This window comes from Streptomyces qaidamensis (assembly GCF_001611795.1).
Taxonomy (GTDB): Bacteria; Actinomycetota; Actinomycetes; order Streptomycetales; family Streptomycetaceae; genus Streptomyces; species Streptomyces qaidamensis.
In genome coordinates this window covers 5,782,086-5,805,021 of sequence record NZ_CP015098.1, presented here as the reverse complement: position 1 = coordinate 5,805,021, position 22,936 = coordinate 5,782,086, and the positions used below count along the sequence as shown (strand labels likewise).

The window sequence follows — 22,936 nt, the reverse complement described above, 5'->3', positions numbered from 1 at the left end:
CAGGGCGCGTGGTCTCGTGGCGTGCATCGCAAGGCGCCGGGAAGCCCTTATAGCGGAGCTACCAGGGCTTCCCGGCAACGTGGCGAGGTGCGGTGCCAGGCCGCGCGACCCGGACGGGCACAGGGGAAGGACCCCTCAGCCCGGCTTGCGCGCGTCGAAGAGGTGGCGGGTGCTGTGGGCGACGAAGGGGCCCTCGGCCCGGATGCGCTCGTGCAGCTCCCGCAGCCGCGGCTCGTACGCCTCGACGGTGAAGCCGGGGACCATCCAGACCACCTTGCGCAGGAAGTGCACGACCGCGCCGATGTCGTGGAACTCCACGCGCAGCCGCTCCGCCCGCAGCCCGACGACGTCGAGCCCGGCGGCCTCGGCGTCGGCACGCTCACGGTCGGGGTGGCGGGCACTGCGCACGCCGTCCGGCTGGGGCCCGAGGAAGTACTCGACGAGTTCGAAGACGCTGTTCGGGCCGATGTGCTGGGCGAAATACGTACCGCCGGGCTGGAGGACGCGGGCGATCTCCTCCCAGTGCGGACGGACGGGATGACGGCTGACGACCAGGTCGAAGGCGCCGTCGGCGAAGGGCAGCGGGTCGTCCTCGGGCGCGGCGACGACCGCGACGCCGCGCGGGCGGAGCAGGGCGGTCGCCTTGGCGACGTTGGGGGGCCAGCCTTCGGTGGCGACGGTGAGGAGGGGCGGCTTCGGGGCGGCGGCAGGGGCGGTGGTCTCGGTGACAGCCCTGCCCGTGGTCTCGCCGGTGGACTGGCCCGTGTTCGCGTCGGCGACCCGGGAGAGGGCGAAGTCCAGCACCTCGCCGCCCCCGGTCTGCACGTCGAGCACAGCACTCGCCCCGCCCAGCCGCTCGGCCATCGAGACGGCGTACCCCCAGGAGGGGCGTGCCTCCGTCGCCCGCCCTTCGAACCAGGAGAAGTCCCAGCCGTCCGTGGGGACGGCGGCACCTTCGGCCACGAGGTCTTCGAAGGTGGTGGGGCGCGGGGGCCCGGGGTCGGGCAGGGACGTCACGTGGTGCTCCTTACGACAGGACGAATCACGACAGGACGAAACCGAAGTGCGGGTTCCGACGTGCTGGTTCTCACCGTGGCGTGGGAACCAGGGGCCGCACTTCCTCGGCGGCGAACCGCACGAATCCCTCCGGGTCGGGCTCGTCCGCCGTCGGCTGCAGTACGACGCTGTCGGCCCCGGCCTCGACCAGCTGCTCGACGGCCTTGGCGACGGCCCCGGCGTCCCCGGCGCCCCCGAGATCCGGGACGGCCTCGACGCCCTCGGCGGTGAGCTCCGCGCGCAGCCGGGCGGCGGCGTCGGGCCCGGTGGCGGTGAGGAGGTACACGACCAGACGATGGGGCCCTGCCCCCCGTCCGGCCGCGGCGCGCCCCTCCTGCACGAGCTGCCGCGCCTTGCGCACGCCCTCGGCGTTCGTGGAGGCGGTGAGGATGGTCCCGTCGGCGGCCTCTCCGGTGAGCCGCAGGGACCGCGGCCCGGTGGCGCCGGCCAGCACCCCGCCGTGGGGGACCTCGGGCGGCCAGTCCAGGGCGACGTCGTCGAGCTTGACGTACCGTCCGTCGACGGTGACCCGCTCGCCGCTCAGCAGAGCCCTGAGGGCGAGGAGATGCTCCCGCAGCAGGGTGACCGGCGACTCGACCCGGGCACCGACCTGCCCCATCCAGTCCTGCACGCCGTGCCCCACACCGAGGATCGCCCGCCCAGGGAACATCCGGTGCAGCGAGGCGGCCTCCATGGCCGTGATGGCGACGTTCCGCAGCGGCACGGGCAACAGCCCGACCCCGACCCGCACGCGCTCGGTCCACGCGAGGGCGGCCGCGGCGGTGGAGATGCCGCCCTCTCTGAAACAGTCCTCCCAGAGCCAGAGCTCTTCGAGACCGGCGTCATCGGCCAGCCGGGCCACGGACCGGAGTCGCTCGGGGGCGAGTTGGGGGCGGAAGACTGCGCCTAGTGAGGTCATGGGGGTTTCCTACCCGGCGCGGGAGGCGACGGACAAGATATTTAAGCGCCCCATGCCTTCATAAGGGTCACCAGCCGCCCTGGTCAGGCCCTCCTGCTTGAATCCTCCCGCGTGCCCACCAACGGCGAGCCGAAGCTCGTGAGCTCCGCCCGACCCTGTGCCTGAAGAGGTCAGCGGTTGACGGCCTGGATCTCCTGTACGACCACATCCTGGGTGGCGCCGAACGTGCCGTCGGGGAGGTCGCCGCCTGTGCCGCCCGTGCCGGTCCACGTGATCTTCCAGGTCACGGTCGCCTGGAGCGGGTATGTGCCGTCTCCCGAGGAGCGCAGGTATCTCACTCCGCAAGGTGGAGTGCGGTTCGCCTTGCCCTTGGCGTAGGGCTCGCCGATGCGGCCGTCGTTGATCGCGCAGACGCCGGAGGCCGGGTAGGTGACGGCGTCCTTGGTGCCGGGCTCTATGCGGAGGGACGTGGGTACCGCGGTCGCGGTCGCGGCGATGCCGATCACGGGTACGGACGCGGTGACGGAGACCGGCTTGAAGTCGGCGGCGTCCAGCCAGGCCCAGGTCGGCAGGTTGACCTTGGTCTGTGCGGCGGGCGCAAGGGTCACCTTGGTGCTGGGGACTCGGACCTCGGCGTAGGCGAGTTCGGCCAGGACCTCCGGAGTGACAGCGTTCTCGATGTTCGCCGGCGGGGGGTCGCCCTGGTCCACCCAGAAGATGGGCTTCTCACAGGAGTCCCAGCCCGGGGGGAAATCCTTGTTGACGAAGGAATCCCAGAAGTATCCCTTGCCGGTCTTGTCCTTGTTGAAGTCCTTGTAGGGGTGCCCGTTGACGTAGCGGTCCCGCTGTTTGGCGTCCCACTCATAGCCCGTCGAACCGGCCTCCCACGTCGGCTCAAGGTACTTCTTCAGCTGTTCCGGCGTGTACTTCGGGGCGTACCAGCAGGGGGGCGGGGACCATGACGTGGTCGACGTGAGCGCGCCCGCGGCGTTTCCGCTGCCGTTCTTCGAACGGTCGAAGACGACGCCGCCAACGGTGACGGAGACGGTGCCGTCCTTGCCTGCATCAGCGCTCTGCTGGTTGTCTCCGTTGTTCCCGTACTTGTCGCGATTGGCGAAGGCCGTCTGGGCAGCGAAGACAGAGCAACAAACCAGAGTCAGGACCGTTATGGCTCTCGCCGAGTCTCTTACGGCTGGCACGCCTTGCTCCCCCTGTCCGAGCCGATGTTGGACGTCTGCCAGACTCCATCGGCGTTTTTGGTGAGGCTGGTGTTGTACAGCACGTAGGAGTCCGCGTCCGCCGGTGATCTGTCGACCTTCTTGGTCTTCCGGTTCTTGATGTAGGACTTGCTCTCATCGGAGCAGTAGGTGACGTAGGCCTTCTTCTCACCGGTGAGAGTCACCTTGTAGTCGAAGTAGCGCGTCTCCCCGATCCATGTGTCGCCACCGTCGATGTACCGCTGGGCGTAAGAGATCGACGATTCCAGCGCCTTGCCGACGTTGTAGAAGCCGAGGGCCTTGGTGTCGGTGTTCCCCTTGAGGATCGCCTCGTCCACGGAGTTGACGCTGAGCGTGCTGTCCTTGAGGACCGCGTCCTTGGCGGCGTCGCCGGTCTTCTCGTACTCGAAGACGTTCTTGGCGTCGGGCGGGAAGGTGATCGTCGGTCGGCCGCCGGGTGATGCTTCGCTCTCACTCGGGGAAGGCGACGGCTTGTCCCCGGTGTCCGCGCCCGCGATCTTGTCGTTGTCCTTGCCCTTGGAGCTGTCGTCGCTCCCGCACGCGGACAGCGTCAAGGCCGCTGCGGTGGTCAGCGTGAGCGCTGCGAGGAGGGTGGGGCGGCGGTTCACGGTCGGCTCCCGGGAGGTGGCGAGGCTTCTCTTGAGCGAACCAAAGCTATACAGCGGGGTGCGGCCGCACCAGGGAGAAGGTTGTCAACTCGCGGGGCGTATGGGAAGAAATCGGTGATTCGTCGTCACCTTCGAGCCGTAACGGTTGCATAACGCGTCAAGAAGGGTGCACCAACGGCCCTGCCGCCGGGGGCGTTTCAGTCAGGAACGAGCAAAGGGCTTGGGTCCGTGGGCCCATGCGAGGGCCTGCCCTCTGCGGATACGTTCGGGTCCGAGAGCCAGCATGGGCAGTGGCGCGGTCGGAGGGGGTCCGGATGGGGCGGCGTTGGCGGGACGGGCGTGGGGAACTGGTCGCGCAGAGGGATGACGGTGGGCCGTCCGTCAGGGTGCCGCTGGAGATCGCCACCTCCTATCGGGCCCGCACGAAGGGGTTGTTGGGCCGGGACTCCGTCGACGGGGCGATCCTGCTCTCCCCTGCCAACAGCGTGCACACCTTTCGTATGCGCATCCCGATCGATGTCGCCTACCTGGACCGTCACCTGCGGGTCATCGCCGTGCGGACCATGCGACCGGGGCGGCTGGGGATGCCTCGGCTGCGGGCCCGGCACGTGCTGGAGGCCGGGGCGGGGGTCAGGGGCGGGTGGGGGGTGCGGGACGGGGTGCGGTTGGAGGTTGTCGTGCCGGCGGAGGAGGGTTAGGGCCTCGCCGTCCCCGGTTCTCCGGATTCCAGAGTGCGCCTTGTGCCGCTTCCGCGTTCTTCCAAGCTGCCGGGCCGTCCGGCTGCATCGACAGGCGCTCCAGCGCCGCCCAAGCCTCCGGGCCGCCCATCGCGCCCAGCAACTCGATGGCCGCGTCCGCACCAATGTCCTCGGTCACGCAACACTCGGCCAGAGCTACCGCCCAGTCGGCGAAGCGCCCCGGATCAGGGTCGAGGGCCAGCCAGCGGAACACCGAGTCGGCCACGTCGTTCCGCAGGGACGGGATCATGGCCAGCATCGCCGCCTCGACGTGCCGTACGACATGTCGCTGTAGCGGATACAGCTGCGGTCGCTCGCGCCAGGTGCGTACGAGCTCGTCCACACCGGTCCAGGTCACGTCGACCATGCGGGGCATGCTCTTGCCGACAGCCCGATGGAATTCCTCCCACACGTGCCACAACAAACCGGGCGACGGCGGCTCAGGCACAGGCGGAGACAGATCCCGGTCCTCCAGGAGTGCGGTGATCACTCGCTGGGCTTCCATCAACCGCTCGTCCGTGCGGGGCAGTTCCGCGATTCGATTCCAGTCGCCCTCGTTCCAGGGCTCCGGCAAGGTGCGCAGAGCCCGGGGCAGGACGTGGTCACCCTCCGGGTCGTGCCACCGCGGGATCTGCGGATCCCACATCTCCTCGTCATGCGGCACTCGCGCACGACTCACGGGGTCCCCTCCGCGCGGAGTCCGTGGGCAGTTCACCAGGGCACTCGGCGAGGAACACGATGCCACCACCACGGGGCCTCTCCCCCGGCCTCGGCCGGTGTGGGAGTGGGGTCGGTGTACTCGCTGAACGATCGGTCGAGTCGGGTCACAACGTCCCGCAGGGCATTTGTGCGTGGCTCGCCCAGCTCCAGGACGAGTCGTTCCAGAGCGTCTCTGGCCTCCAGGTCGCGGTGGTACAAGTCCGCTCTGTAGCGGCCCTCAGGGGCCCAGTCGGACTGGAGCCGGCTCGTCAGTCGTTCCCACACGCGCAGGTAGTGGTGGACGCGGCCTTCGACGCTGTCCGCCTTGCCTGTGGGGAGTCCGGCGAGGAACGCGTCGGATACGGGAGTGGGGAGGGGTTGTCTGTCCAGGATCTCCGGGAGGACTTCGACCGTTGCCCGGGGCAGGTCGGGGACCTGCTCCTCGACCGCGTCCACGCCGTACGCCGTGTCGTCGCCGCTGTCGTTCGCCTCCAGGCGGCACCTGACCGAGCGTCCGTCGGGTACGGCGACCCAGTAGGCGCTCGGCAGATCGAGCGTCGAGGGGTGGAGTACCGAACTCTTCACCCTGGCCGCCAGACCCAGTGCGAGTCCCTTCTCCGTGAGGGTGCCGGCGGTGGCCTCGTCCACGGTGATGTCCAGTTCCAGTGCCAGATCACCGGGAGGGAGCAGGCGGAAGGTGCAGAGCACGGGAGCGTCCCAGTGACGGTCTTCCCGGTCCACGTCCGCGACGTCGACGGCCACGTCCGGAACCTCCAGCATGTCCGCCAGCGCCTCTCGCAGGGTCGCCGCGTCCAGGTCCGCGACGGTGAAGAAGTTCCCGATCACCGGCCCGCTCCGATCACTCACCTGTACGTCCGCTCATTTGTACGTACCGTCGTAGACGGCCTTGGCCTTGGCGACCTTCTCGGGATTGCCGACGAACTTCGGGTCCCGCTGCAGCTGCTGCGACTTGCTCGCGTCGCCCTTGTTCCGCGCGATCTCCTTCAGCGCCGCGTACTCGATGCGGTCCATCTGGACCAGGCCGGGGCCGGACTTCGGGAAGACCGTTCCGCTGCCTTCCACCTCGTACGATCGGCCGTTGATCTCGTAGGTGTTCCCGTCCGGCGAGAGCGTTGCGCGGCCGTTCGCGATGCCGTCGATGTCGGCACGCACCAGGTCCTCGTTGCCTCTGAGGATCACCGTGTTGCGCTCCTTCACCTGTCCGCTGGACGCCCCGCTGACAGTGTGGCGCTTGTTCGGGAACTTGAGGACTTTGCCGCGCGCCGGACCGGGGATGTCGTCCCTGGCCTCCCATTCGTTGACCGGCCTCGTCCGCTGCTCTGCACCGTCGGCGGCCTTGTCCGCCTCGTTGGCCTGTCGGCGGGCCTCCCGCGCCTGTTCTTCCGCTTCCTCGTCGCAGCCGTCCTGGGCGAGGACGACGTACGGGGAGTCGGCCCGGGGTGCGGCCAGGACGGTGGTGCCGGTGCCGGGGGCGCCGCCGTATGGGGTCCTGCGGGAGGGGGCCGCGATGGTGCAGCCGGACTCGCGGGCCTTGCGTTCGGCTTCGTCCGCCGCCTCGTCGGCTTCCTTCGCCGCCCTGCGTGCGGCATCCGCGTCACCGGCCTTGGCGGCCTTTCTCGCGTCCTCCGCCGCGTCCACGGCCTTGTCGGTGAGCTTGCCCAGGTCACCGAGCTTCCCGAGTTTGCCCAGCTTGCCGAGTTTTCCTACGAGCTTGGCCTCACCGTAGCCGGGGATGAAGAGGGAGCCGACGTTCCAGATGACCGTGGTGACGGCGCGCGTCTCGTTGCCCTTGTCCCACTGGTCGCGGACCTCGTCCCCGATGAACATGTCGTCGAGGATCTTGCCGCCCGAGTTCACGGTCGCGCCGCCCCAGTCGGTGAGCGCGTCGAGGTAGTCGCCCTTCCCCCACTTGTCACCGGCGTCCTTGGCGTCCTGCGACCACTGGTCGGCTATGACGCCGCCGTAGTCCTTCAGGCCGTCCAGGGTGTCGAGCGGGTTGGTGACCGTGTCCCAGATGCCCTTGAGTTCGCCGCCGATGCCGTCGACGAAGAGGCCCTCACCGACCTGCTTCAACTGGTCGCCCGTGCAGCCGAAGAAGGCGCCGACGCCGCTGAAGCAGCCGTCGTCTTCCTTCTTCTCGCCTTCCTTCTCGCCTTCCCTGTCGGCGTTCCCTTCCTTCCTTGTGTCCTTCTTGTCGTCGTCCTTCTCGTCGCCGTCGGCCGTCTCGTCGGTCGTCTTGTCCTCAGTGACCTCGTCCCCGGCGGGGTCCCCCTGCCGAGCGGGCCGGTCGGCGGCGCCGGTCTCCGTCGCCGTTTCCCCGGGCGTCGCGGACGGGCAGGCCGTGCCCGTGACCTTGCAGACGGCCGACTGGAGACCGCCGGCGATCTGAGGGCCCAGGCCGCTGACGACGAGGGCCGCGATGACGGCGGCGACGACCGCGATGAGACCGGCGTACTCCACCGCCGTCTGACCCTCGTCCCGGCGCCAGCGGATCATCCGCGGCAGGGAGAAGGGACGGCGTTCGGCGCGCTCCATGTCGGGGAGGCGGTACCAGGCACGGCTTTCCTCGCGCGTGAGGAAGTAGAGGACCAGCGCCGGGAGGAAAAGCTGGGTGTAGCCGCGGGGGGATCCGTCCGTGATGTTCGTGAACGCGCCGAGGATCAGCCATGCCTGTACGGCGATCAGGCCGGCCCCGATGCGGGTCCCGCCCTGCCAGGTGCGGCGGGCGAGCCACCAGCCGAGGGCTCCGGGGGCTGCCGCGTAGGCGGTCAGGGCGAGGAGATGACCGTCGACGGCGTCGTACGAGGCCGCGGTGAGCAGCACGCCCAGACCGCCGAGCACCGTGATCGCGAAAAGGGTGTGGACGAGGACCAGGGCCGTCGCGAGGGAGGCCGGTATCGGTCGGCGGCCGCCGTGGGCCGGCGGGTGCCACGCCGCTGCGGCCCCCGAGTTCGGTGGTTGCCCGGTCCAGGCCATGTCCCCGCCCCCTCCCTCGGTCTACGACACCGCCCGAGAGTAGGGAGGGACGGGCGGGTCGGGATGGGTCCCTGGCCCCAAAACGGGGCCCAAGAATCGGGCGGTCCGACGGGGTGTGGGGAGACGCGGGCCGGCGTCCTGGGCCCGGCTTGTGCGGCCGGGCCCGGACGCGGGCGTGGGGGCCATCGCTCCCCCGGTCAGCTCTCCGTGCGCGGGAAGGAGACCTCGACGCGGCGGTTCTTCTTGCGGCCGGTTTCCGTGGAGTTGTCGGCGATGGGGTACTGCTCGCCGTAGCCGCGGACCTCGTACGTGACGTTGGAGTCGGTCAGTTCCTGGTCGAGGACGTTCTGTACGGCGTCGGCGCGTTTGCGGGACAGGACGTCGCCGTGGGCGGACGAACCGAGGTTGTCGGTGAAGCCGAAGACGCGGATCTTCGTCGCGTTCTGCGTCTTGATCTCCTCGGCGATCGCGGAGATCCGGGCCTTCGCCTCGGCGCCGAGTTTCGCGCTGTCCTTGCCGAAGAGGACCTCGGCCTGGAGGGCGAACTTGACGTCGGCGTTGGTGTCTTCCCGGCGTTCGTCGCCGCTTTGGTCTTCGACGACCTGTTTGATGTCGAGGACCTTGGGTTCGGCGAGGGTGCCGCCCTCGGGCAGTTTGAGGTCGGGGTCGTTGGCGTCGACCTCGACGGGGGCTGAGGCGGAGGCCTCGGTGCCGGGCGGGACGCCGGGGGTTTCGTCAGCGTGGGCCGACACGGCGCCGTAGACGTTCGTGGCGACCATGAGGCCGGCGGCGGTGAGGACGAGGGCGAGGCGTGGAGTCGCCGTTCGGGTTCGGGTGCGGGTCGTCATGGCCGGCCTCACCCGGAGATCTTGATGGTGCCGCTGGAGAACGTCGGGACCTGCAAGTCGACCTCGGTAGTGCTCGTCGGAGGCGCCGGGAACTGCATGAAGACCGGGAGGGTCTGTCCCGCCTCAAGGTTGCCGAGGCCGGTTGTCGTCAGTGGGCGCCCTTCCGTGTCGCGCAGCGTGTAATAGCGCTTCTTTCCCTTGGCGTCCACGAGCGTGGCACCGCCGAGCGAGGGACCGTGCGCGATGACCTCCGTTTCGTCACCGCTCGTCTGAGGAGGGACGACCACGGACTTGTCTCCGTCGTTCTTCACTACGCCGTTCACGGTGAGGAAGCCGCCCGAGTCCCTCGCGGCAGAGGTGATCTGAAGGAGCAGTCCGTCTGTGCCCTTGAGTTCCGCCAGTGGCGTCTCCGACTGCCCCTCCTGAGCACTCGGCTTGGATCCGCTTTCCTTGGAGGCGGATGCTGGCGGGGTCGGCTTGTCATCGTCGCCGCCACCGCCGCCGCAGCCGGCCACGCCGAGGGCCAGTCCGGCCGCAAGGGTCAACGCGACCGTTCCCCTGCGGGCCTTCGCAGTGAACCGAATGCTCATCTCTCTGCTTCCTTCATCACTCGTCGTGCGCTAGTGGCTCGGCCAGGTGGACGTCGAAGAGGTCCTCGGGCTCCGGCAGAACATCGAGATCGTCCGGGTTGAGCTCCCAGACCACGTCGTCGTCGCATGTGAGCGTCGGCAGAACGTCGGGACCGGCGTCCCCGGCGGGGAAGTCGAAGTCGCAGAGAGGCTCGATCACGGCGGTGGCGGTCGCGTCGGACTTCTGGTCCGCCGTGCCGGGAACGACGGACTCACCGACGGACTTGTTGGTCTCGACCTCGACCGTGAAACCCAAAAGGCCTTCCGGAACGCAGCCACGACCGGCTACTTGGGCATCGTTCTGTGCAGCCAGCTGATGCGCACGCCAGCATGAAGGGCCGAGTCCTTCTGCATTGCCGTCGAAGATCTGCTGCCACTTGGTCGGGTCGAGAAGGTCCTTCACCCACGCGTCCGCGAGTTGGTCCCGCCTGTCCTGCGCTGCCGCGAGAGCCGCCGCGTCGGCGGCTGTCTGGGCGCCGTTTCTGTTCGCCGCGGCCTGGCCGACCGCGAAGTACGCGAACGCGAGAAAGAGCAGGCCCCCCACCACCGTGATGTAGATGGGGAAAGCCTGCCCTGCGTCGCCGTACCGGCTAGGTCGCGTCAAGGAGCGACCTTGGCGATCTGCGCCTGGATCTTTCCGAGAATCGTCTGACCGATGTTCGTACCGGTGATCGCCAACACAATCGCCACCACCACCGCGATGATGCCCAGGTACTCGACCGCCGTCTGCCCCTTGTCGCCCGCGCGGCGGCGCATCGCCTCGGTCGTCGTGTTCTTCCAGCCGTTGACGCGGACCTTGGTCGCGACGGCGGTCTTCAGCATCAGGTCGCTCATGGTGTTCCCCTCCGGTTGCGGCTGTGTCGCTTTCGACACGAGGAACGTACGGCGGAACGACCTGTCCGCCGGAGGGCCCCTGGGCCCAATTCCGGGCCCAATCGCCGGGTCCCAGCCGTCGGTTGTCACCCCATCGCGTCACCGGAGGTCACCCCCGTCCCCGGTGTGCGTCCGGCGCCGTACCGATCCACTTCGCGGCGGCCTCGGAGCGGCTGGTGCTGTGGAGCTTGGCGAAGATGCGGTTGATGTGGTTCTTGACGGTCTTCTCGCTGATGAAGCACGTGGCGGCGATCTGCTGGTTGTTCATGCCGGATGCGATGAGGTCCATGATCTCCGCCTCCCTCGTGCTCAGTTGGAACCGCGCCCTGTCGGGAGCGGCCGGACGGCCACTCGTCCACTCAGACGAAGACTGTCCCATATGCGGTTGCACTTGCGAAAGGTTTTCTGAAGAAGTGGGTGCGTCCGCTCCCCCCGCGGGCCCCAAAATGCCTGGTAGAGCGGGCGGTTGAGTCTGCATATACGATTGTCCGGAGGTGGAAGTTCCGTATGCAGTCGCACTCCGCGACTGACCCAGGCCGTCCGGCAGGGATGGGCCCGGTGCCCGGTCCTGTCGGAGTTGGGCCAGCAGGGCGCCCGCCGCCGTGGGGGTGAAGTGGGCCCGGCCCTCCTTGATGTCCCGTACGGCATCGACCAGCTGATCGGCGGTGAACTCGCCGTGGACCAGGTAGCCGCCCGCCCCCCGGCGCAGGGCCTCCTGGACGATCTCCGACTCCCTGCTGTAGGTCAGCATCACCACGGGAGCGATCTGCACCAGGTAGGGCAGGGCCGAGATGCCGTCCACGCCGGGCATGCGGACGTCGAGCAGGACGACGTCAGGACGGTGCCGGTGGGCGGCCTCGTAGGCCTGGCGGCCGTCGGCGGCCTCCGCCACGACCTCGATGTCCGGGCGGCCGGAGAGCAGTGCGGTGAGGCCGGCGCGGACCACCGGGTTGTCGTCCGCCACCACGACCCGGAGACGGCGGGCCGGTTGGGCCGGCGGCGGGAGCGGAAGGTCGGCGAACGGAGGGTGCGGTGGCGGCTGCGGGGCGCCGGTGGGGTGGGGCATCTGGTCCGGCATCGGTGGCCTCCTCTCGGGTCGTTGGGTCATGCGGAGGGGGTGGTCAGGGCGGCCAGGGGGAGTTCCAGGCGGACCTCCGTGCCCTGAGGGTGGCCGCCGCGGCCTATGCGGATGCGGGCACCGACGGAGGCCGCGCGTTCGACCATGCCGACCAGGCCGAAGTGGCCCGCACGGCGCAGTTGTTCGAGGCTGGTGCCGGGAGGCAGGCCGCGGCCGTCGTCGTAGACGCTGATGCGGAGCAGGTCGCCGTGGACCCCCGCGCTGACGTCGACGCGGGTGGGGTGGGCGTGACGGTGGGCGTTCTCCATGGCTTCCGAGGCGATCGTGAGGAGCTGGCGGGCCACGGCCGGCGGCACGGGGGGAACGGCGTCGGCGCCGGTGGGGCGATAGACCGCCGTCAGGCCGGTGCGGGCGCTGAAGTCGCGCGTGCGGGCGGCGAGTTCGACCAGCACGTCCGTGGCCTGGTCGGGGTCCGATTCGCGGCGCAGGTCGGCCAGGAGCTCGCGGGATTCGGCGGCGGCCCGGCGGGCCGAACGGGCGACCAGTGCCGCCTGCTTTCGCACCAGGCCCGGGTCCATGCGGTCGGCGTTCGCCGAGGTGGTCAGGCCGTCTGCGGCCAGGGCCACGCCGTGCAGGGTCTTGGCGACGGAGTCGTGCATCTCGCGGGCCAGCCGGGCCCGTTCGGCACTGACCGCCTCCGTCACGGCGAGACGGGCCTGGACGGTGGTGAGGGCCTGGGTGGCCGCGCCGAAGCGGAGCATGAGGTTGCGCAGGCTGGAGCCGACGGCTCCGGCGATGACGCAGAGGCCGGGCAGGAGGGCGGACTCGGTGATGCCAGGGGCCGGGTCCTCCTGTGCCGCGTGGATGAGGAGCAGCAGGAGGGCCTGGAGTGAGGCGAAGACAGCCGCCCCGCGCCAGCCGTAGACCAGGCCCGCCAGGAGGGGGGTGCAGACGCTGACGTACGCGAGGGTGCTGTCGGGGCCGGCCGCGATGAGGAGCAGGGCGCCGAAGAGGGTGTCTGCGGCGAGGAGGGAGGGGTGGCGCAGCAGGAGGGGGCCGAAGCGTTCCCAGTCCCTGAAGAGGACGTAGGAGGTCATGAACGTGACGACCACGGCCGCGCCGACGAGGCGGGTGGGGAGGCCGTCGTTCGCGTTGACGAGGGCGGTGGGGGTGGCCAGGGCGATCATCGCAAGGCGGAAGCCGAAGACCTGGCGGCACATGGCTTGCAGGGCGTTGACCTGGATGCCGATCGCGGGGTTCGTGGCACCGGCCGGGCTCGCGGCAGGGATCGGGGCTTCGACCCGACCGCCCGTGCGGCCGTCGTCGTCGGGCGCGGGCGGCTCCTGCGGGGGCGCGGCGTCCTCGGGGGCCGAGCGACCGTGAGCATGCTGCCGTGGGCCGTCGGGCGCGGGCGGCTCCTGCGGGGGCGCGGCGTCATAGAGGGCAGAGCGACCGTGAGCATGCTGCCGTGGGCCGTCTGGCGTCGGCATCGGTCCCCGCGCAGGGGCATTCACCGCAGAGCCCCGACCCGCCCCCGACTGTCGGTGCCCACCCCCCTTCATCTGCAACGTCGGCCCTCCGGCCGCCTCCCACCCCGGTGGCAGCGCGGGCGTCACGGAAGTCACCGGTACGTCCGAAGCGCCCGTGCGGACGTGCGCCGGCAGCACCGTCCCCGCCGGAGGCGTCGTGATCTCCGGTGTCCGCTCGGCGCGGCGGCGGCGACGCCCCAGTAGGCCTGCCCGCTCCCCAGCCCGCTCCCCTGTAATCGACATGACGTCGCCCCTCCGCTACTTGCCCGTCACCGAGCCGAAGTCCGTACCCGAGCCGAGGATCAGGCCCGCGCCGAGCAGCAGCATCGTGGCCGGGACCATGAAGGTCGTGATCATCATCGTGGCCTTGGGGACGGCCCGGGCCGCCTTGCGGCGGGCGTTCTGCGCGTCCGTGCGGCGCATGTCCTTGGCGAGGGACACCAGCGTGTCGACGATCGGCGCGCCCAGTTCCTCGCCCTGTTGCAGCGCCGTCACGAACATCGCCACCTGCTCGGAGTCGTTGCGGCGGCGCAGTTCCGCGAAGGCCTGGCGACGGCTCATGCCGAGGTCCATCTGGCGCAGGGTGATGCGCAGTTCGTCGGCCCAGGGGCCCTCGTAGCGGGAGGCGACCCGGTCCAGCGCCTGGCGGAATCCGAGGCCGGCGCTCACCACGACCGCCAGGACGTCCAGGAAGTCCGGCAGGGTCCGTTCGATGACGTCCTTGCGGATGCGGATCGCCGACCAGATGCCGACCTCCGTCCAGAACGCGCCGAAGGCCAGCAGGAGCAGGGCGACCAGCAGCTGGCCCCGCATGAGGAAGACCAGGAACCCCACGGCGCCCAGGAAGCCGTAGACCGCCCGCCGCGCCGCGTAGCGGTCGATGGTCAGGCCGCCGGGGTTGCCCGCGAGGTCGATCTTGCGGCGGTACTTGGCCACCTGCTTGGGGCCCATCAGCCGCAGTACCGCGGGCGCGTAGCGCATGCCCATGCGGTCGATGAGCGAGTCGACCGCGCCGGTGCGGGTGGAGCCGACCTCCAGGGCCAGGGCGAGGTCGCCGGGCAGTTTGGCCTCCGCCCGGTACATGCGGACGCCGGCGAAGACGCCCCAGACGCTGAGGCCCATCAGCAGGGCGAGGAGCAGTCCCATGGTTGCCTCCGGGCTCTCAGACGTCGATGCGGGACAGGCGGCGGATGAGGACGAAGCCGACGGCGTAGAGCGAGAAGGCGATGATGACCGCTCCCTGGCCGAAGGGGGAGCCGGTCATGCGGTCCAGGGCGCCGGCCTTGACCCCGTTCATGAGGAAGAGGGAACCGACTCCCAGCACCGGGACGGCGTACGACGTCATGCTGACCTGGGAGAGCTGGGTGCGGACCTCGCGCCGGGTCTCCTTGCGTTCCTCCAGGGTCTCCGTGAGGTTGCGCAGGGCGCTCACCACCTGACCGCCGGCCCGGTTCGACAGGACCAGCGTGGTGACGAGGACGACCAGTTCGCGGGAGGGGAGGCGGTCGGCCAGTTCGCCCAGCGCGTCGTCCATCGAAGCGCCGACCGCCAACTGGTTGGACACCTTGCCCAGTTCCTCACCCGCCGGAGCCTCCATCTCCTCCGCGGCCATGCCGATGGCCGTGCGCAGGGCGAGACCGGCCTGGGTGGCGTTGGCGAGGATGCGGGCCATCTCGGGCAGCTGGTTGATGAACTTCTCGATGCGCTTCTGCCGCTGCCAGTTGAGGAACTGGAGCGCCGCCCACACGCCCAGCAGGCCCGCCAGCGGCCCGAAGAACGGAGCCAGGGCCGCCTGGCCGATCAGCCACAGGCCCGCGACCGTGGCGAGCATGTAGACGAAGAACTCGCCCGGCGTGATGTCCAGGCCGGTCGCCGCCAGGCGCAGTTCCAGCTTCTTGCCGGGCTTGGTGCGCCGCAGACGGCGGTCGATTCCGCGGAAGTTGCGGCGCCGGCCCCCCGCCGGGATCTGGCCGGTGGCGGACAGACGGTCGACCAGTGCCTGCCGCTGTGCCTTGCCCATGGCGTAGGAGTGCAGGCCGACGACCGCGAGGACGCAGGTCAGCAGGGTGATGCCGGTGGTGAGCGTGATGAGCTGTTGCAGTTCCATCGGTCGGTCCTACCTGGCTTCTCGGGTGGCTAGCTGGTCCGCGGACCGGGCGATGCCGAACGCCTGCGGGAGGGGCTGGCTCGCCATGTAGAGGCGGTCGGCGGTGCGGCGCGGGAGGGGGTAGTACTCGAAGGCCCCGTGGATACGGCCGTCGGAGGCCATCGGCTGCGCGTTGAAGCGGGCGACGCTGACCAGCCGGTACGGGTCGCTGCCGTGGCTGTCCATCAGGGCGATCTCGGTGATGCGGCGGGCGCCGTCGGCGAACCTCGTCAGCTGCACGATGACGTCGACCGCGCTGTTGATCTGGTCGTGCAGCGCCACGAAGGGGATCTCCACGTCCGACATGGACGCCAGGGTCTGCAGCCGCATCAGCGCGTCCTCGGCGCTGTTGGCGTGGACGGTGGCGAGTGAGCCGTCGTGGCCGGTCGACATCGCCTGGAGCATGTCGAGGGACTCGCCGCCGCGGACCTCACCGACGACGATCCGGTCGGGGCGCATGCGCAGGGAGTTGCGGACGAGGTCGCGGATCGTGACCTGGCCCTTGCCCTCGACGTTCGGGGGCCGCGACTCCAGCCGGATCACGTGGGGCTGCTGGAGCTGGAGTTCGGCGGAGTCCTCGATGGTGATGATGCGCTCGCCGTGGGGAATGAGGCCCGACAGGGCGTTCAGCAGGGTCGTCTTTCCGGTGCCCGTCGCCCCCGAGACGATGATGTTGAACTTCGCCTGCACCAGGCCCGCCAGCAGGTACAGCATGTGCTCGTCGAGCGAGCCGAGGCCGATCAGCTCCTGGAGCGTGAAGGAGCGCGGGAAGCGGCGGATGGTGAGGGTGGCGCCGGTCAGGGACAGCGGCGGGATGATGACGTTGACGCGCTCGCCGGAGGGCAGGCGGGCGTCGACCATCGGGTTCGACTCGTCCACGCGGCGGTTGACGGTCGAGACGATCCGCTCGATGGTCTGCATCAACTGGTCGTTGGAGGCGAAGCGCAACGGCAGTTGCTCGACGCGGCCGCCGCGCTCCACGAAGATCGCGTCCGGGCCGTTGACCATGATCTCGGTGATGGACGCGTCCTCCAGGAGCGGCTCCAGGATGCCGAGGCCGAGCGCCTCGTCGACCACCCTGCGGATCAGCTGCGAGCGCTCCACCGTCGACAGGACCGGGCCCTCACGGCTGATGATGTGCCCGAGTACGCGCTCCAGCCGTGCCCTGCGCTCGGCGGCGGCCAGCGAACTCATCTCCGCGAGGTCGATCTCCTCCAGGAGCTTGGCCCGGTAGGAGGCGACCATGTGGCCGTCCTCGCCCCGGTTGCCGTTCTCCTCGGGGGTGTTGATGCGTGCTCGCAGGCTCATGAGTGCGGTGCTCCTAGCTCGGTGCTCAGTGGTCGAGCGGCATCGTCGCGGTCTTGACGGCCGGGTCGAAGTCCCAGCCCGGCACGAGGGACGGGATCTGCACGGTGGCCGTGACCGTCACTTCGTCTTCGCCAAGAGACGGCAGGCAATCGGTTTCATCAGCAAGCCAGCTGCTCACCGCCGCCTGGCAGTCCGCCAGATACGGCCCGTCCAGTGATGCACTGCGCGCCCCGGTCCTGGCCGCCGTCCCCGCCTGCTGCGCCGTATAGGCGATCAGGCCGAGCTGCACCGCCCCCAGGGCGACGATCAGCAGGATCGGCAGGAAGCCGATGTACTCGATGGCGACCTGGCCGCGGTCGCGGCCCCTGCGGGTACGGATCATCTCAGTCCGCCTCCTCGACGGCGCCGGCGTGGCCCCGGACCGGGAACGGGAAGGACAACGTGCCCGGGAAGAGGATCGGGACTTCCATGCGGACGTCGGCCGTGATGAAGCCGGAGCCCGAGCCCCCGCAGGTCACACTGGCGCCGGACCGCCACGCCTCCGACAGGTGCTTGAGCCCGGCCGCCTCGCACGCGCCCTGCCGCGCTCCGGGCTCCGCCGCCGTGGCCTGCCGTACGGCCTCGTCCGCGGCGTTGCCCGCGAGCGTGAAGGTGTAGCCGACGAGGACGACCTGCCACAGCGCGATCAGCGTCACGATGATCGTCGGGGTCATGCCGAGGAACTCGATGGTGACCTGGCCCCGGTCCCGTAAGGCCGGCGGCGCGAGAACGGAGCGCATGCTCATGACTCCCTCCTGCGCCGGAAGCTCACCGGCCCGCGGCCCGCCTTGTGGGCGCCGTCCGCTGCCTTGACCAGGCCCAGCTCCCCCGCCAGTCCCCACAGGGCCTGCTTCACCGAGCTCTTGTTCTCCAGTTCGTGGATGCGGCCCGCGTCCACGACGCTCTGCAGTTCCTTGAAGTTGGCGGGGACGACGGTGGCCGCGACGGCCGTGCCGGTGATCTTCTGGATCAGGGGCGGCTGGATCTCCGTGGCGCGGCTGTGCCGGTTGACGACGACGGTCGTCTCCTCGGCCTTGCGGATCTGCAGCCGGTCCCACATCCGCACGGCCCGTTTGGCGCCCCGTACGGCGACCACGTCCGGCGTGGTGATCAGCAGGGCCCGGTCGGCCATCTCCACGGCCGCCGCCCCGGCGCCGCCGAGCTGGGCGCCGCAGTCGATGACGACGACCTCGTAGCGGGAGCGCAGGGCGCTGACGATCTGCCGGGCGGCGCGGTCGGTGACGTCCTCGCCGCGTTCCCCTTCGGCGGGGGCGAGCAGCAGGGCGAGGCCGGTCTCGTGCCGGAAGACGGCGTCGGCCAGGACGCGCGGGGAGATGTCGGTGATGGCGGCCAGGTCGACGACGGAGCGGCGGAACTGGACGTCCAGGTAGGAGGCGATGTCGCCGGTCTGGAGGTCCATGTCGACGAGGGCGGTGCTGCGGCCGGAGGCCTGGGCGGCCAGGGCCAGCTGGATGGCGGTCAGGGTGGTTCCGGCGCCGCCCTTGGCGCCGCTGACCGTGACGACGGTGCCGCCGACGCCGGTGAACACGTCGCCGCCGGCGCCCAGGTGCCGTCGTACGCCGACGGACCACTGGGCGACGGCCTGGACGCGGCTGGCGAGTTCCTCGTAGCTGAGCGGCAGGGCGACCAGGCCGCGGGCGCCGTAGTCCATGGCGGCCTGGAAGAGGCCGGGGCTCGCGTCGGAGGTGACGAGGATGACGCCGACGGCCGGGAAGCGCAGGGCCACTTCGCGGATCAGCTCCAGCGCCGGGACGGGACCGATCCGCTCGTGCACGACCACGACTTCCGGCAGCTCGTCGACGGACTCGGCGGCCAGCCGGGCGAGGGTGTCGATGAGCTGGGTGGAGTCGACCACCGGGGCGACGGGCTCGGCGTCCGGGAGCTGGCTGAGCAGCGTCGTGACGGACCGGACCGCGTCCGCGTCACCGACTGCCGGGAGGATCCTCGTGGGCATGGCAGCCTCTCACTTGTCCTTCGCGAGTTCGTACGTCCGGTCCCGCTCGGGGACGGTGGTGTCGCTGCCGGGCGCGACGAGGGCGAGCCGGACCCGCTTGGCGAACGACTCGGCGTAGGTGATGCGCTGGGCGTCGAGGGCGGACAGCGCGAAGGTGATCGGGACGGCGTCGGTGGGCTGCTGGGTGCGGTTGCCCTCGTCGGGCTTGAGCGGGGTGAATTCGCCGACGTCGAGGACCTTGGCGTTGGTGACGATGATCTTCGACTGGTCGGGGTCGCCCTCGCGTGCGCCCTCGAAGGTGGCGTAGACGTTGACCGAGGCGCCGGGCGTGATCTTGCCGGCCACGCCGGTCGCCGCGTCGATCATGATGGCGACCTCCTGCTGGCCGGGCTGGAGGGCCGGCTGGCGGACGATCATGTCGGACTGGAGCAGGGAGCCCGCTTCCAGCGTGGTCACGGCGATCTTGCCCTGGATCTCCCGCAGGTCGGTGACCGCGTTGTCGGACAGCCACCGTTCGGGCATCTTGATCTTCTCGAACTGGCCCGTGCTGAGGGCGGTGTAGGGCGGCACGTCGGATTTCAGCCGGTAGGCGGTGACCTCGGGGCCGACCTTCGACTTCACGTCGCTGATGACGGAGAGCACGCCGGCGAAGGCGCCGAGGGCGCAGACGACCGACAGGAGCAGGAGAATCACGCCGCGGCGCTGACGGGAGTTCATGAACCGGACAACCTCGTTGGGGATATCGGTCGGGCGGGATCGGAACAGTGCTGACGAGCGGTGTCAGGCCTCACCCGACGGCCGTCCGGTTCTCCAGCTGCCTGCGGGGCGGGCTGTCGTGGACGGGGGGCGTGGCCGAGCAGAACACGCACCGGTCGCCGATGACGTCGATGCCGCACCAGTGGCACTGGCTGCGCCGGACGGAGGTGACCAGCTGGTAGAGGACGGACAGGTCGGGCAGGTAGCTGCAGAACTCGACGAGTTTGCCGGTGCCCCACCAGCCGGGTGACTCGGCCGGAAGCCGGGTCTCGCGCAGCCCCTGCACCTTCCAGGAGGGGGCGAGGGTGGTGGTGACCCAGTCGGACGGAAGCTGGCCCTTGGCGAGGAGCATCCAGGTGCCGAACTCGGGGCCGGGGATCCCGGCTTCGGGGGTGATCCGGACGAGGTGCGGTTCGGGGTGGGCCAGGACGCCGAACTGGCTGCCGGGCATCCAGGACTTGGCGTGCGACTTCAGGCCGACGGGGACGCGGTCGAGGCGGGCGACGGAGCCAAGCAGCGCGCCGGCGTGGATGTAGTGGACGAGCAGCCGGCCGGCCGAGGCGAGCACGCCGGGGCTGATGTCGCAGGAGGCGAGCTGCCGTAACTGGCGGGCCAGGACGGCCAGTCCGAGGGGCGGCAGATCCGGTCGGAACAGGGCGATCCGGTCGCTCTCCATGAGGGAGCGCAGGGTGTACAGCCGTCGCTGCACCGCCGTGGGCGCGGCCTGTGAGCAGACCACGATCACATGGCCGTGGTGGTCGACCAGGGCCTGCATCTCGGCCAGGACCTGCTCCAGGGGGCGTCGTTCGACGTCCCGCAGCACGACGGCGGGCAGGGTGCGTTCGTCCTGTGGTGGCAGCGCCATGTCGGCGCTGGTCACGGCAATGGCAGTTGGCACGCGCAGCTCCCCGTTTCCCCATGCCCGTCGGAACGCCGCGTGTCACTCCGGCGCACCGTGTCGACTTCACTGCGTGACTACCTCAGCACTGTAACCACGGCTCTGTGACCGGAGAACAGCGTTTGTGTAGCTGGGGAGCAACTGCCGTTGCACAAGATGCGTCAAAACGGGGCAGGTTGAGCATCTTGCCGGTCGCGGGGGCGGTCCCGGGAGGTCCCGGGCGATAGGCCCAGCGGGCCCAGTGTTGACGGTGGGCCTTCGTTCGGGCCCCGAGGCCCACGCCTGACGCAGCGTCGCCTCCCTGATCGACGACGGAGGGCAGCGCGGTCACCGTCACCTACGACCCCCGTGATCCCGGGGGCACGGCGACGGCGGCGGGCCGGGGCAGCTGGTCCCCGGTACTCCAGTCGCCGGCCCTGGCCGCGGGCTGCGGCCAGGGCCACGGCCGGTCTCGCGCTCCTGCTGTACTTCGAGATCACCGGGGGTGATCGATGACTCTCGTCCGCTGCTGGGCCGTCGGCATCGTGGTGCCGGTCCTCACCGAGTACGTCCGGATGACGCTGATCCACGACCCGTCGGCCGGCCCGGACGGGGTCGGCTCCTTCGGTGCCGCGCCGGCGCTGGTGCACCTGCCGAACCCGGTGTGTGCCGTGCCGGCGACCTGGGCGGCGGCGCGGGTACATCCACAGCCGTGGCGTCAGACGCCGGTGCGGCATCCGACGGCGGCGTGCGCGGCTCCGGCGGCTGCGCAGGTGCTGCTGCCGGCCGTGCGGCCGGACGTGCTGGACCTGGCGGGTGCGGCGTTCTGGATGTCCACGGGCGTGCCGCCGGCGGGATGCGCGATGGGGCTGCTGCTCGACAGGTTGGTCTGGACCTCTTGACACCGCCTCTGGTCTGGACCATTTTCTTGTCATGTCCAGACACAGACGATCCCTGCGGCTGTGGTCGGGTGCCGTCACGGCTGCCCTGGCCCTCACTGTCACGACCGTCGGCCAGGCGAACGCCGCCGACGTCAACAACGTCAGGAACGCCGGCTTCGAGGCGGGCCTGAGCGACTGGACCTGCGCGGCGGGCAGCGGTACGACGGTTTCCTCCCCGGTGCGCACCGGCACGGCCGCGCTGCGGGCGACCCCCGCCGGTCAGGACAACGCCCGGTGCACCCAGACCGTGCGGGTGAAGCCCAACTCGACCTACAGCCTGGGCGCCTGGGTGCGGGGCGGTTACGCCTACCTGGGCGTGACGGGCACGGGTACGACGGACGTGTCCACCTGGACGCCCGACTCCGCCTCCTGGAAGCAGCTGTCGACGACCTTCACCACGGGCGCGTCGACGACCTCGGTGACGGTGTACACGCACGGCTGGTACGGGCAGGCCGCCTACTACGCCGACGACGTGTCCGTGTTCGGCCCCGACGGGGGCGGCGGCACCGACCCGGGCCCCACGGTCCCGGCCGCGCCGAGCGGACTGCGCGTCTCCGGAACGACGTCCTCGTCGGTGTCGCTCGCCTGGAACACCGTCTCCGGCGCCACGGGCTACACCGTCCACCGCGACGGCACGAAGGTCACGGCGGTCTCCGGCACGTCGGCGACGGTGACCGGCCTCGCCGCCTCCACGTCGTACTCCTTCCAGGTCACGGCGACGAACGCGGCCGGTGAGTCGCCGAAGTCGGCGGCGGTCACGGGGACCACGAACAACACGTCCGGCCCCGGCCCCGCCCTGCCCCAGCACGCGGTGACCGGCTACTGGCAGAACTTCGACAACGGCGCGGCGGTCCAGAAGATCTCGGACGTGCCGGCCCACTACGACATCGTCGCGGTGGCCTTCGCGGACGCCACGGGCACGCCGGGCGCGGTGTCGTTCACCCTCGACTCTGCCGGGCTGAACGGCTACACCGTCGAGCAGTTCAAGGCCGACGTGAAGGCCAAGCAGGCGGCCGGCAAGAAGGTCATCATCTCGGTGGGCGGCGAGCGCGGCACGGAGAGAGTGAACGACGCCGCCTCGGCGACGAACTTCGCCGACAGCGTCTGGTCCGTGATGCGGGAGTACGGCTTCGACGGCGTCGACATCGACCTGGAGAACGGCCTCGACGCGACCTACATGACGCAGGCGCTGCGCGCCCTGTCCGCGAAGGCGGGCCCGTCGCTGATCATCACGATGGCGCCGCAGACCATCGACATGCAGTCGACGTCGAACTCCTACTTCCGGACCGCGCTGAACATCAAGGACATCCTCACCGTCGTCAACATGCAGTACTACAACAGCGGTTCCATGCTCGGCTGCGACGGCAAGGTCTACAGCCAGGGCACGGTCGACTTCCTGACGGCCCTGGCCTGCATCCAGCTGGAGAACGGCCTCGCCCCCTCCCAGGTCGGGCTCGGCCTGCCCGCCTCCACCCGCGCGGCAGGGGGCGGCTACGTGTCGCCGACCGTGGTCAACAACGCCCTGGACTGCCTGACCAGAGCCACCAACTGCGGCAGCTTCAAGCCGCCGCGGACGTACCCGGCCCTGCGGGGCGCGATGACCTGGTCGACCAACTGGGACGCCACCTCCGGCAACGCGTGGTCCAACGCCGTGGGACCGCACGTGGACGCGCTGCCGTAGCG

24 protein-coding genes are annotated in these 22,936 nt (G+C 70.2%); 3 read left to right on the top strand and 21 right to left on the bottom strand.

The window, feature by feature from the left end:
• Positions 1–135: 135 nt before the first annotated feature.
• From A4E84_RS25895 to A4E84_RS25880, 4 genes are all read right to left on the bottom strand, one after another.
• Positions 136–1,017 carry a methyltransferase domain-containing protein gene (locus tag A4E84_RS25895; protein WP_237305004.1) on the bottom strand — a complete coding sequence of 294 codons (882 nt, stop codon included), beginning with the start codon at positions 1,015–1,017 and terminating at the stop codon, positions 136–138.
• 70 nt (positions 1,018–1,087) lie between these two features.
• Positions 1,088–1,975, bottom strand: coding sequence for an LLM class flavin-dependent oxidoreductase (locus A4E84_RS25890; RefSeq protein ID WP_062928841.1), 888 nt, complete (start codon positions 1,973–1,975; stop codon positions 1,088–1,090).
• A 170-nt stretch (positions 1,976–2,145) separates the two neighbouring features.
• Entirely contained in the window at positions 2,146–3,174 is a 1,029-nt protein-coding gene (locus A4E84_RS25885; protein WP_062928840.1) for a hypothetical protein, read from the bottom strand.
• Positions 3,162–3,821, bottom strand: coding sequence for a hypothetical protein (locus A4E84_RS25880; protein ID WP_062928839.1), 660 nt, complete (start codon positions 3,819–3,821; stop codon positions 3,162–3,164). Before A4E84_RS25880 ends, A4E84_RS25885 begins: the two co-directional genes overlap by 13 nt.
• A gap of 314 nt (positions 3,822–4,135) precedes the next feature.
• On the opposite strand from A4E84_RS25880, the gene A4E84_RS25875 reads away from it, so the two are divergent.
• Positions 4,136–4,519: a DUF192 domain-containing protein gene (locus A4E84_RS25875; protein ID WP_062931617.1), complete on the top strand. Its 384-nt coding sequence runs from the start codon at positions 4,136–4,138 to the stop codon at positions 4,517–4,519.
• Here the strand turns inward: A4E84_RS25875 and A4E84_RS25870 are convergent.
• The 17 genes from A4E84_RS25870 to A4E84_RS25790 all read right to left on the bottom strand — a co-directional run bounded on the left by A4E84_RS25870 (position 4,452) and on the right by A4E84_RS25790 (position 20,300).
• Positions 4,452–5,237: a hypothetical protein gene (locus A4E84_RS25870; RefSeq protein WP_159029620.1), complete on the bottom strand. Its 786-nt coding sequence runs from the start codon at positions 5,235–5,237 to the stop codon at positions 4,452–4,454. The two genes, A4E84_RS25875 and A4E84_RS25870, sit on opposite strands and share 68 nt — an antisense overlap.
• A 32-nt stretch (positions 5,238–5,269) precedes the next feature.
• A complete protein-coding gene (locus A4E84_RS25865; protein WP_237305003.1) occupies positions 5,270–6,124 on the bottom strand; it encodes a hypothetical protein in 855 nt (284 codons plus the stop codon).
• Positions 6,125–6,136: 12 nt separating this feature from the next.
• Positions 6,137–8,254, bottom strand: coding sequence for a hypothetical protein (locus A4E84_RS45340; RefSeq protein ID WP_062928836.1), 2,118 nt, complete (start codon positions 8,252–8,254; stop codon positions 6,137–6,139).
• Positions 8,255–8,451: 197 nt separating this feature from the next.
• Positions 8,452–9,102 (bottom strand): OmpA family protein, encoded by a 651-nt coding sequence (locus A4E84_RS25855; protein ID WP_062928835.1) that lies wholly within the window; start codon positions 9,100–9,102, stop codon positions 8,452–8,454.
• An 8-nt stretch (positions 9,103–9,110) separates the two neighbouring features.
• Complete coding sequence (locus A4E84_RS25850; protein WP_062928834.1) at positions 9,111–9,692, bottom strand: hypothetical protein; 582 nt, start codon at positions 9,690–9,692, stop codon at positions 9,111–9,113.
• A gap of 16 nt (positions 9,693–9,708) precedes the next feature.
• Positions 9,709–10,335, bottom strand: a complete 627-nt coding sequence (locus A4E84_RS25845) for a pilus assembly protein TadG-related protein (RefSeq protein WP_062928833.1) — start codon at positions 10,333–10,335, stop codon at positions 9,709–9,711.
• A complete protein-coding gene (locus A4E84_RS25840; protein WP_062928832.1) occupies positions 10,332–10,565 on the bottom strand; it encodes a hypothetical protein in 234 nt (77 codons plus the stop codon). Before A4E84_RS25840 ends, A4E84_RS25845 begins: the two co-directional genes overlap by 4 nt.
• 148 nt (positions 10,566–10,713) lie before the next feature.
• Positions 10,714–11,682: a response regulator transcription factor gene (locus tag A4E84_RS25835; RefSeq protein ID WP_107308375.1), complete on the bottom strand. Its 969-nt coding sequence runs from the start codon at positions 11,680–11,682 to the stop codon at positions 10,714–10,716.
• Positions 11,683–11,708: 26 nt separating this feature from the next.
• Positions 11,709–13,454: a sensor histidine kinase gene (locus tag A4E84_RS25830; protein WP_335340836.1), complete on the bottom strand. Its 1,746-nt coding sequence runs from the start codon at positions 13,452–13,454 to the stop codon at positions 11,709–11,711.
• Positions 13,455–13,469: 15 nt separating this feature from the next.
• Entirely contained in the window at positions 13,470–14,357 is an 888-nt protein-coding gene (locus A4E84_RS25825; RefSeq protein WP_033311231.1) for a DUF5936 domain-containing protein, read from the bottom strand.
• Between the two features lie 16 nt (positions 14,358–14,373).
• A complete protein-coding gene (locus A4E84_RS25820; protein WP_062928830.1) occupies positions 14,374–15,318 on the bottom strand; it encodes a type II secretion system F family protein in 945 nt (314 codons plus the stop codon).
• A gap of 9 nt (positions 15,319–15,327) precedes the next feature.
• Positions 15,328–16,665 (bottom strand): CpaF family protein, encoded by a 1,338-nt coding sequence (locus A4E84_RS25815; RefSeq protein WP_062928829.1) that lies wholly within the window; start codon positions 16,663–16,665, stop codon positions 15,328–15,330.
• 25 nt (positions 16,666–16,690) lie between these two features.
• Positions 16,691–17,047 (bottom strand): TadE/TadG family type IV pilus assembly protein, encoded by a 357-nt coding sequence (locus A4E84_RS25810; protein ID WP_062928828.1) that lies wholly within the window; start codon positions 17,045–17,047, stop codon positions 16,691–16,693.
• A 1-nt stretch (position 17,048) separates the two neighbouring features.
• Positions 17,049–17,450, bottom strand: a complete 402-nt coding sequence (locus A4E84_RS25805; protein ID WP_174569460.1) for a pilus assembly protein — start codon at positions 17,448–17,450, stop codon at positions 17,049–17,051.
• Positions 17,447–18,679 (bottom strand): CpaE/TadZ family protein, encoded by a 1,233-nt coding sequence (locus A4E84_RS25800; RefSeq protein ID WP_062928826.1) that lies wholly within the window; start codon positions 18,677–18,679, stop codon positions 17,447–17,449. Before A4E84_RS25800 ends, A4E84_RS25805 begins: the two co-directional genes overlap by 4 nt.
• A gap of 9 nt (positions 18,680–18,688) precedes the next feature.
• Positions 18,689–19,396 carry a Flp pilus assembly protein CpaB gene (gene cpaB / locus A4E84_RS25795; RefSeq protein ID WP_062928825.1) on the bottom strand — a complete coding sequence of 236 codons (708 nt, stop codon included), beginning with the start codon at positions 19,394–19,396 and terminating at the stop codon, positions 18,689–18,691.
• Between the two features lie 70 nt (positions 19,397–19,466).
• Positions 19,467–20,300: a hypothetical protein gene (locus tag A4E84_RS25790; RefSeq protein ID WP_079129398.1), complete on the bottom strand. Its 834-nt coding sequence runs from the start codon at positions 20,298–20,300 to the stop codon at positions 19,467–19,469.
• A 524-nt stretch (positions 20,301–20,824) separates the two neighbouring features.
• On the opposite strand from A4E84_RS25790, the gene A4E84_RS25785 reads away from it, so the two are divergent.
• Positions 20,825–21,214 (top strand): hypothetical protein, encoded by a 390-nt coding sequence (locus A4E84_RS25785; protein ID WP_062928823.1) that lies wholly within the window; start codon positions 20,825–20,827, stop codon positions 21,212–21,214.
• 31 nt (positions 21,215–21,245) lie between these two features.
• Complete coding sequence (locus A4E84_RS25780) at positions 21,246–22,934, top strand: chitinase (RefSeq protein WP_062928822.1); 1,689 nt, start codon at positions 21,246–21,248, stop codon at positions 22,932–22,934.
• The last annotated feature ends 2 nt before the right edge of the window (positions 22,935–22,936 follow it).

Excerpts from the sequence above, each read along its gene's own strand:
- A4E84_RS25890 (WP_062928841.1), bottom strand. The coding sequence starts at position 1,975 with ATGACCTCACTAGGCGCAGTCTTCCGCCCCCAACTCGCCCCCGAGCGA.
- A4E84_RS25875 (WP_062931617.1), top strand. The coding sequence starts at position 4,136 with ATGGGGCGGCGTTGGCGGGACGGGCGTGGGGAACTGGTCGCGCAGAGG.
- A4E84_RS45340 (WP_062928836.1), bottom strand. The coding sequence starts at position 8,254 with ATGGCCTGGACCGGGCAACCACCGAACTCGGGGGCCGCAGCGGCGTGG.
- A4E84_RS25855 (WP_062928835.1), bottom strand. The coding sequence starts at position 9,102 with ATGACGACCCGCACCCGAACCCGAACGGCGACTCCACGCCTCGCCCTC.
- A4E84_RS25850 (WP_062928834.1), bottom strand. The coding sequence starts at position 9,692 with ATGAGCATTCGGTTCACTGCGAAGGCCCGCAGGGGAACGGTCGCGTTG.
- A4E84_RS25840 (WP_062928832.1), bottom strand. The coding sequence starts at position 10,565 with ATGAGCGACCTGATGCTGAAGACCGCCGTCGCGACCAAGGTCCGCGTC.
- A4E84_RS25835 (WP_107308375.1), bottom strand. The coding sequence starts at position 11,682 with ATGCCGGACCAGATGCCCCACCCCACCGGCGCCCCGCAGCCGCCACCG.
- A4E84_RS25830 (WP_335340836.1), bottom strand. The coding sequence starts at position 13,454 with ATGTCGATTACAGGGGAGCGGGCTGGGGAGCGGGCAGGCCTACTGGGG.
- A4E84_RS25825 (WP_033311231.1), bottom strand. The coding sequence starts at position 14,357 with ATGGGACTGCTCCTCGCCCTGCTGATGGGCCTCAGCGTCTGGGGCGTC.
- A4E84_RS25820 (WP_062928830.1), bottom strand. The coding sequence starts at position 15,318 with ATGGAACTGCAACAGCTCATCACGCTCACCACCGGCATCACCCTGCTG.
- A4E84_RS25815 (WP_062928829.1), bottom strand. The coding sequence starts at position 16,665 with ATGAGCCTGCGAGCACGCATCAACACCCCCGAGGAGAACGGCAACCGG.
- A4E84_RS25810 (WP_062928828.1), bottom strand. The coding sequence starts at position 17,047 with ATGATCCGTACCCGCAGGGGCCGCGACCGCGGCCAGGTCGCCATCGAG.
- A4E84_RS25805 (WP_174569460.1), bottom strand. The coding sequence starts at position 17,450 with ATGAGCATGCGCTCCGTTCTCGCGCCGCCGGCCTTACGGGACCGGGGC.
- A4E84_RS25800 (WP_062928826.1), bottom strand. The coding sequence starts at position 18,679 with ATGCCCACGAGGATCCTCCCGGCAGTCGGTGACGCGGACGCGGTCCGG.
- cpaB (WP_062928825.1), bottom strand. The coding sequence starts at position 19,396 with ATGAACTCCCGTCAGCGCCGCGGCGTGATTCTCCTGCTCCTGTCGGTC.
- A4E84_RS25790 (WP_079129398.1), bottom strand. The coding sequence starts at position 20,300 with ATGGCGCTGCCACCACAGGACGAACGCACCCTGCCCGCCGTCGTGCTG.
- A4E84_RS25785 (WP_062928823.1), top strand. The coding sequence starts at position 20,825 with ATGACTCTCGTCCGCTGCTGGGCCGTCGGCATCGTGGTGCCGGTCCTC.
- A4E84_RS25780 (WP_062928822.1), top strand. The coding sequence starts at position 21,246 with ATGTCCAGACACAGACGATCCCTGCGGCTGTGGTCGGGTGCCGTCACG.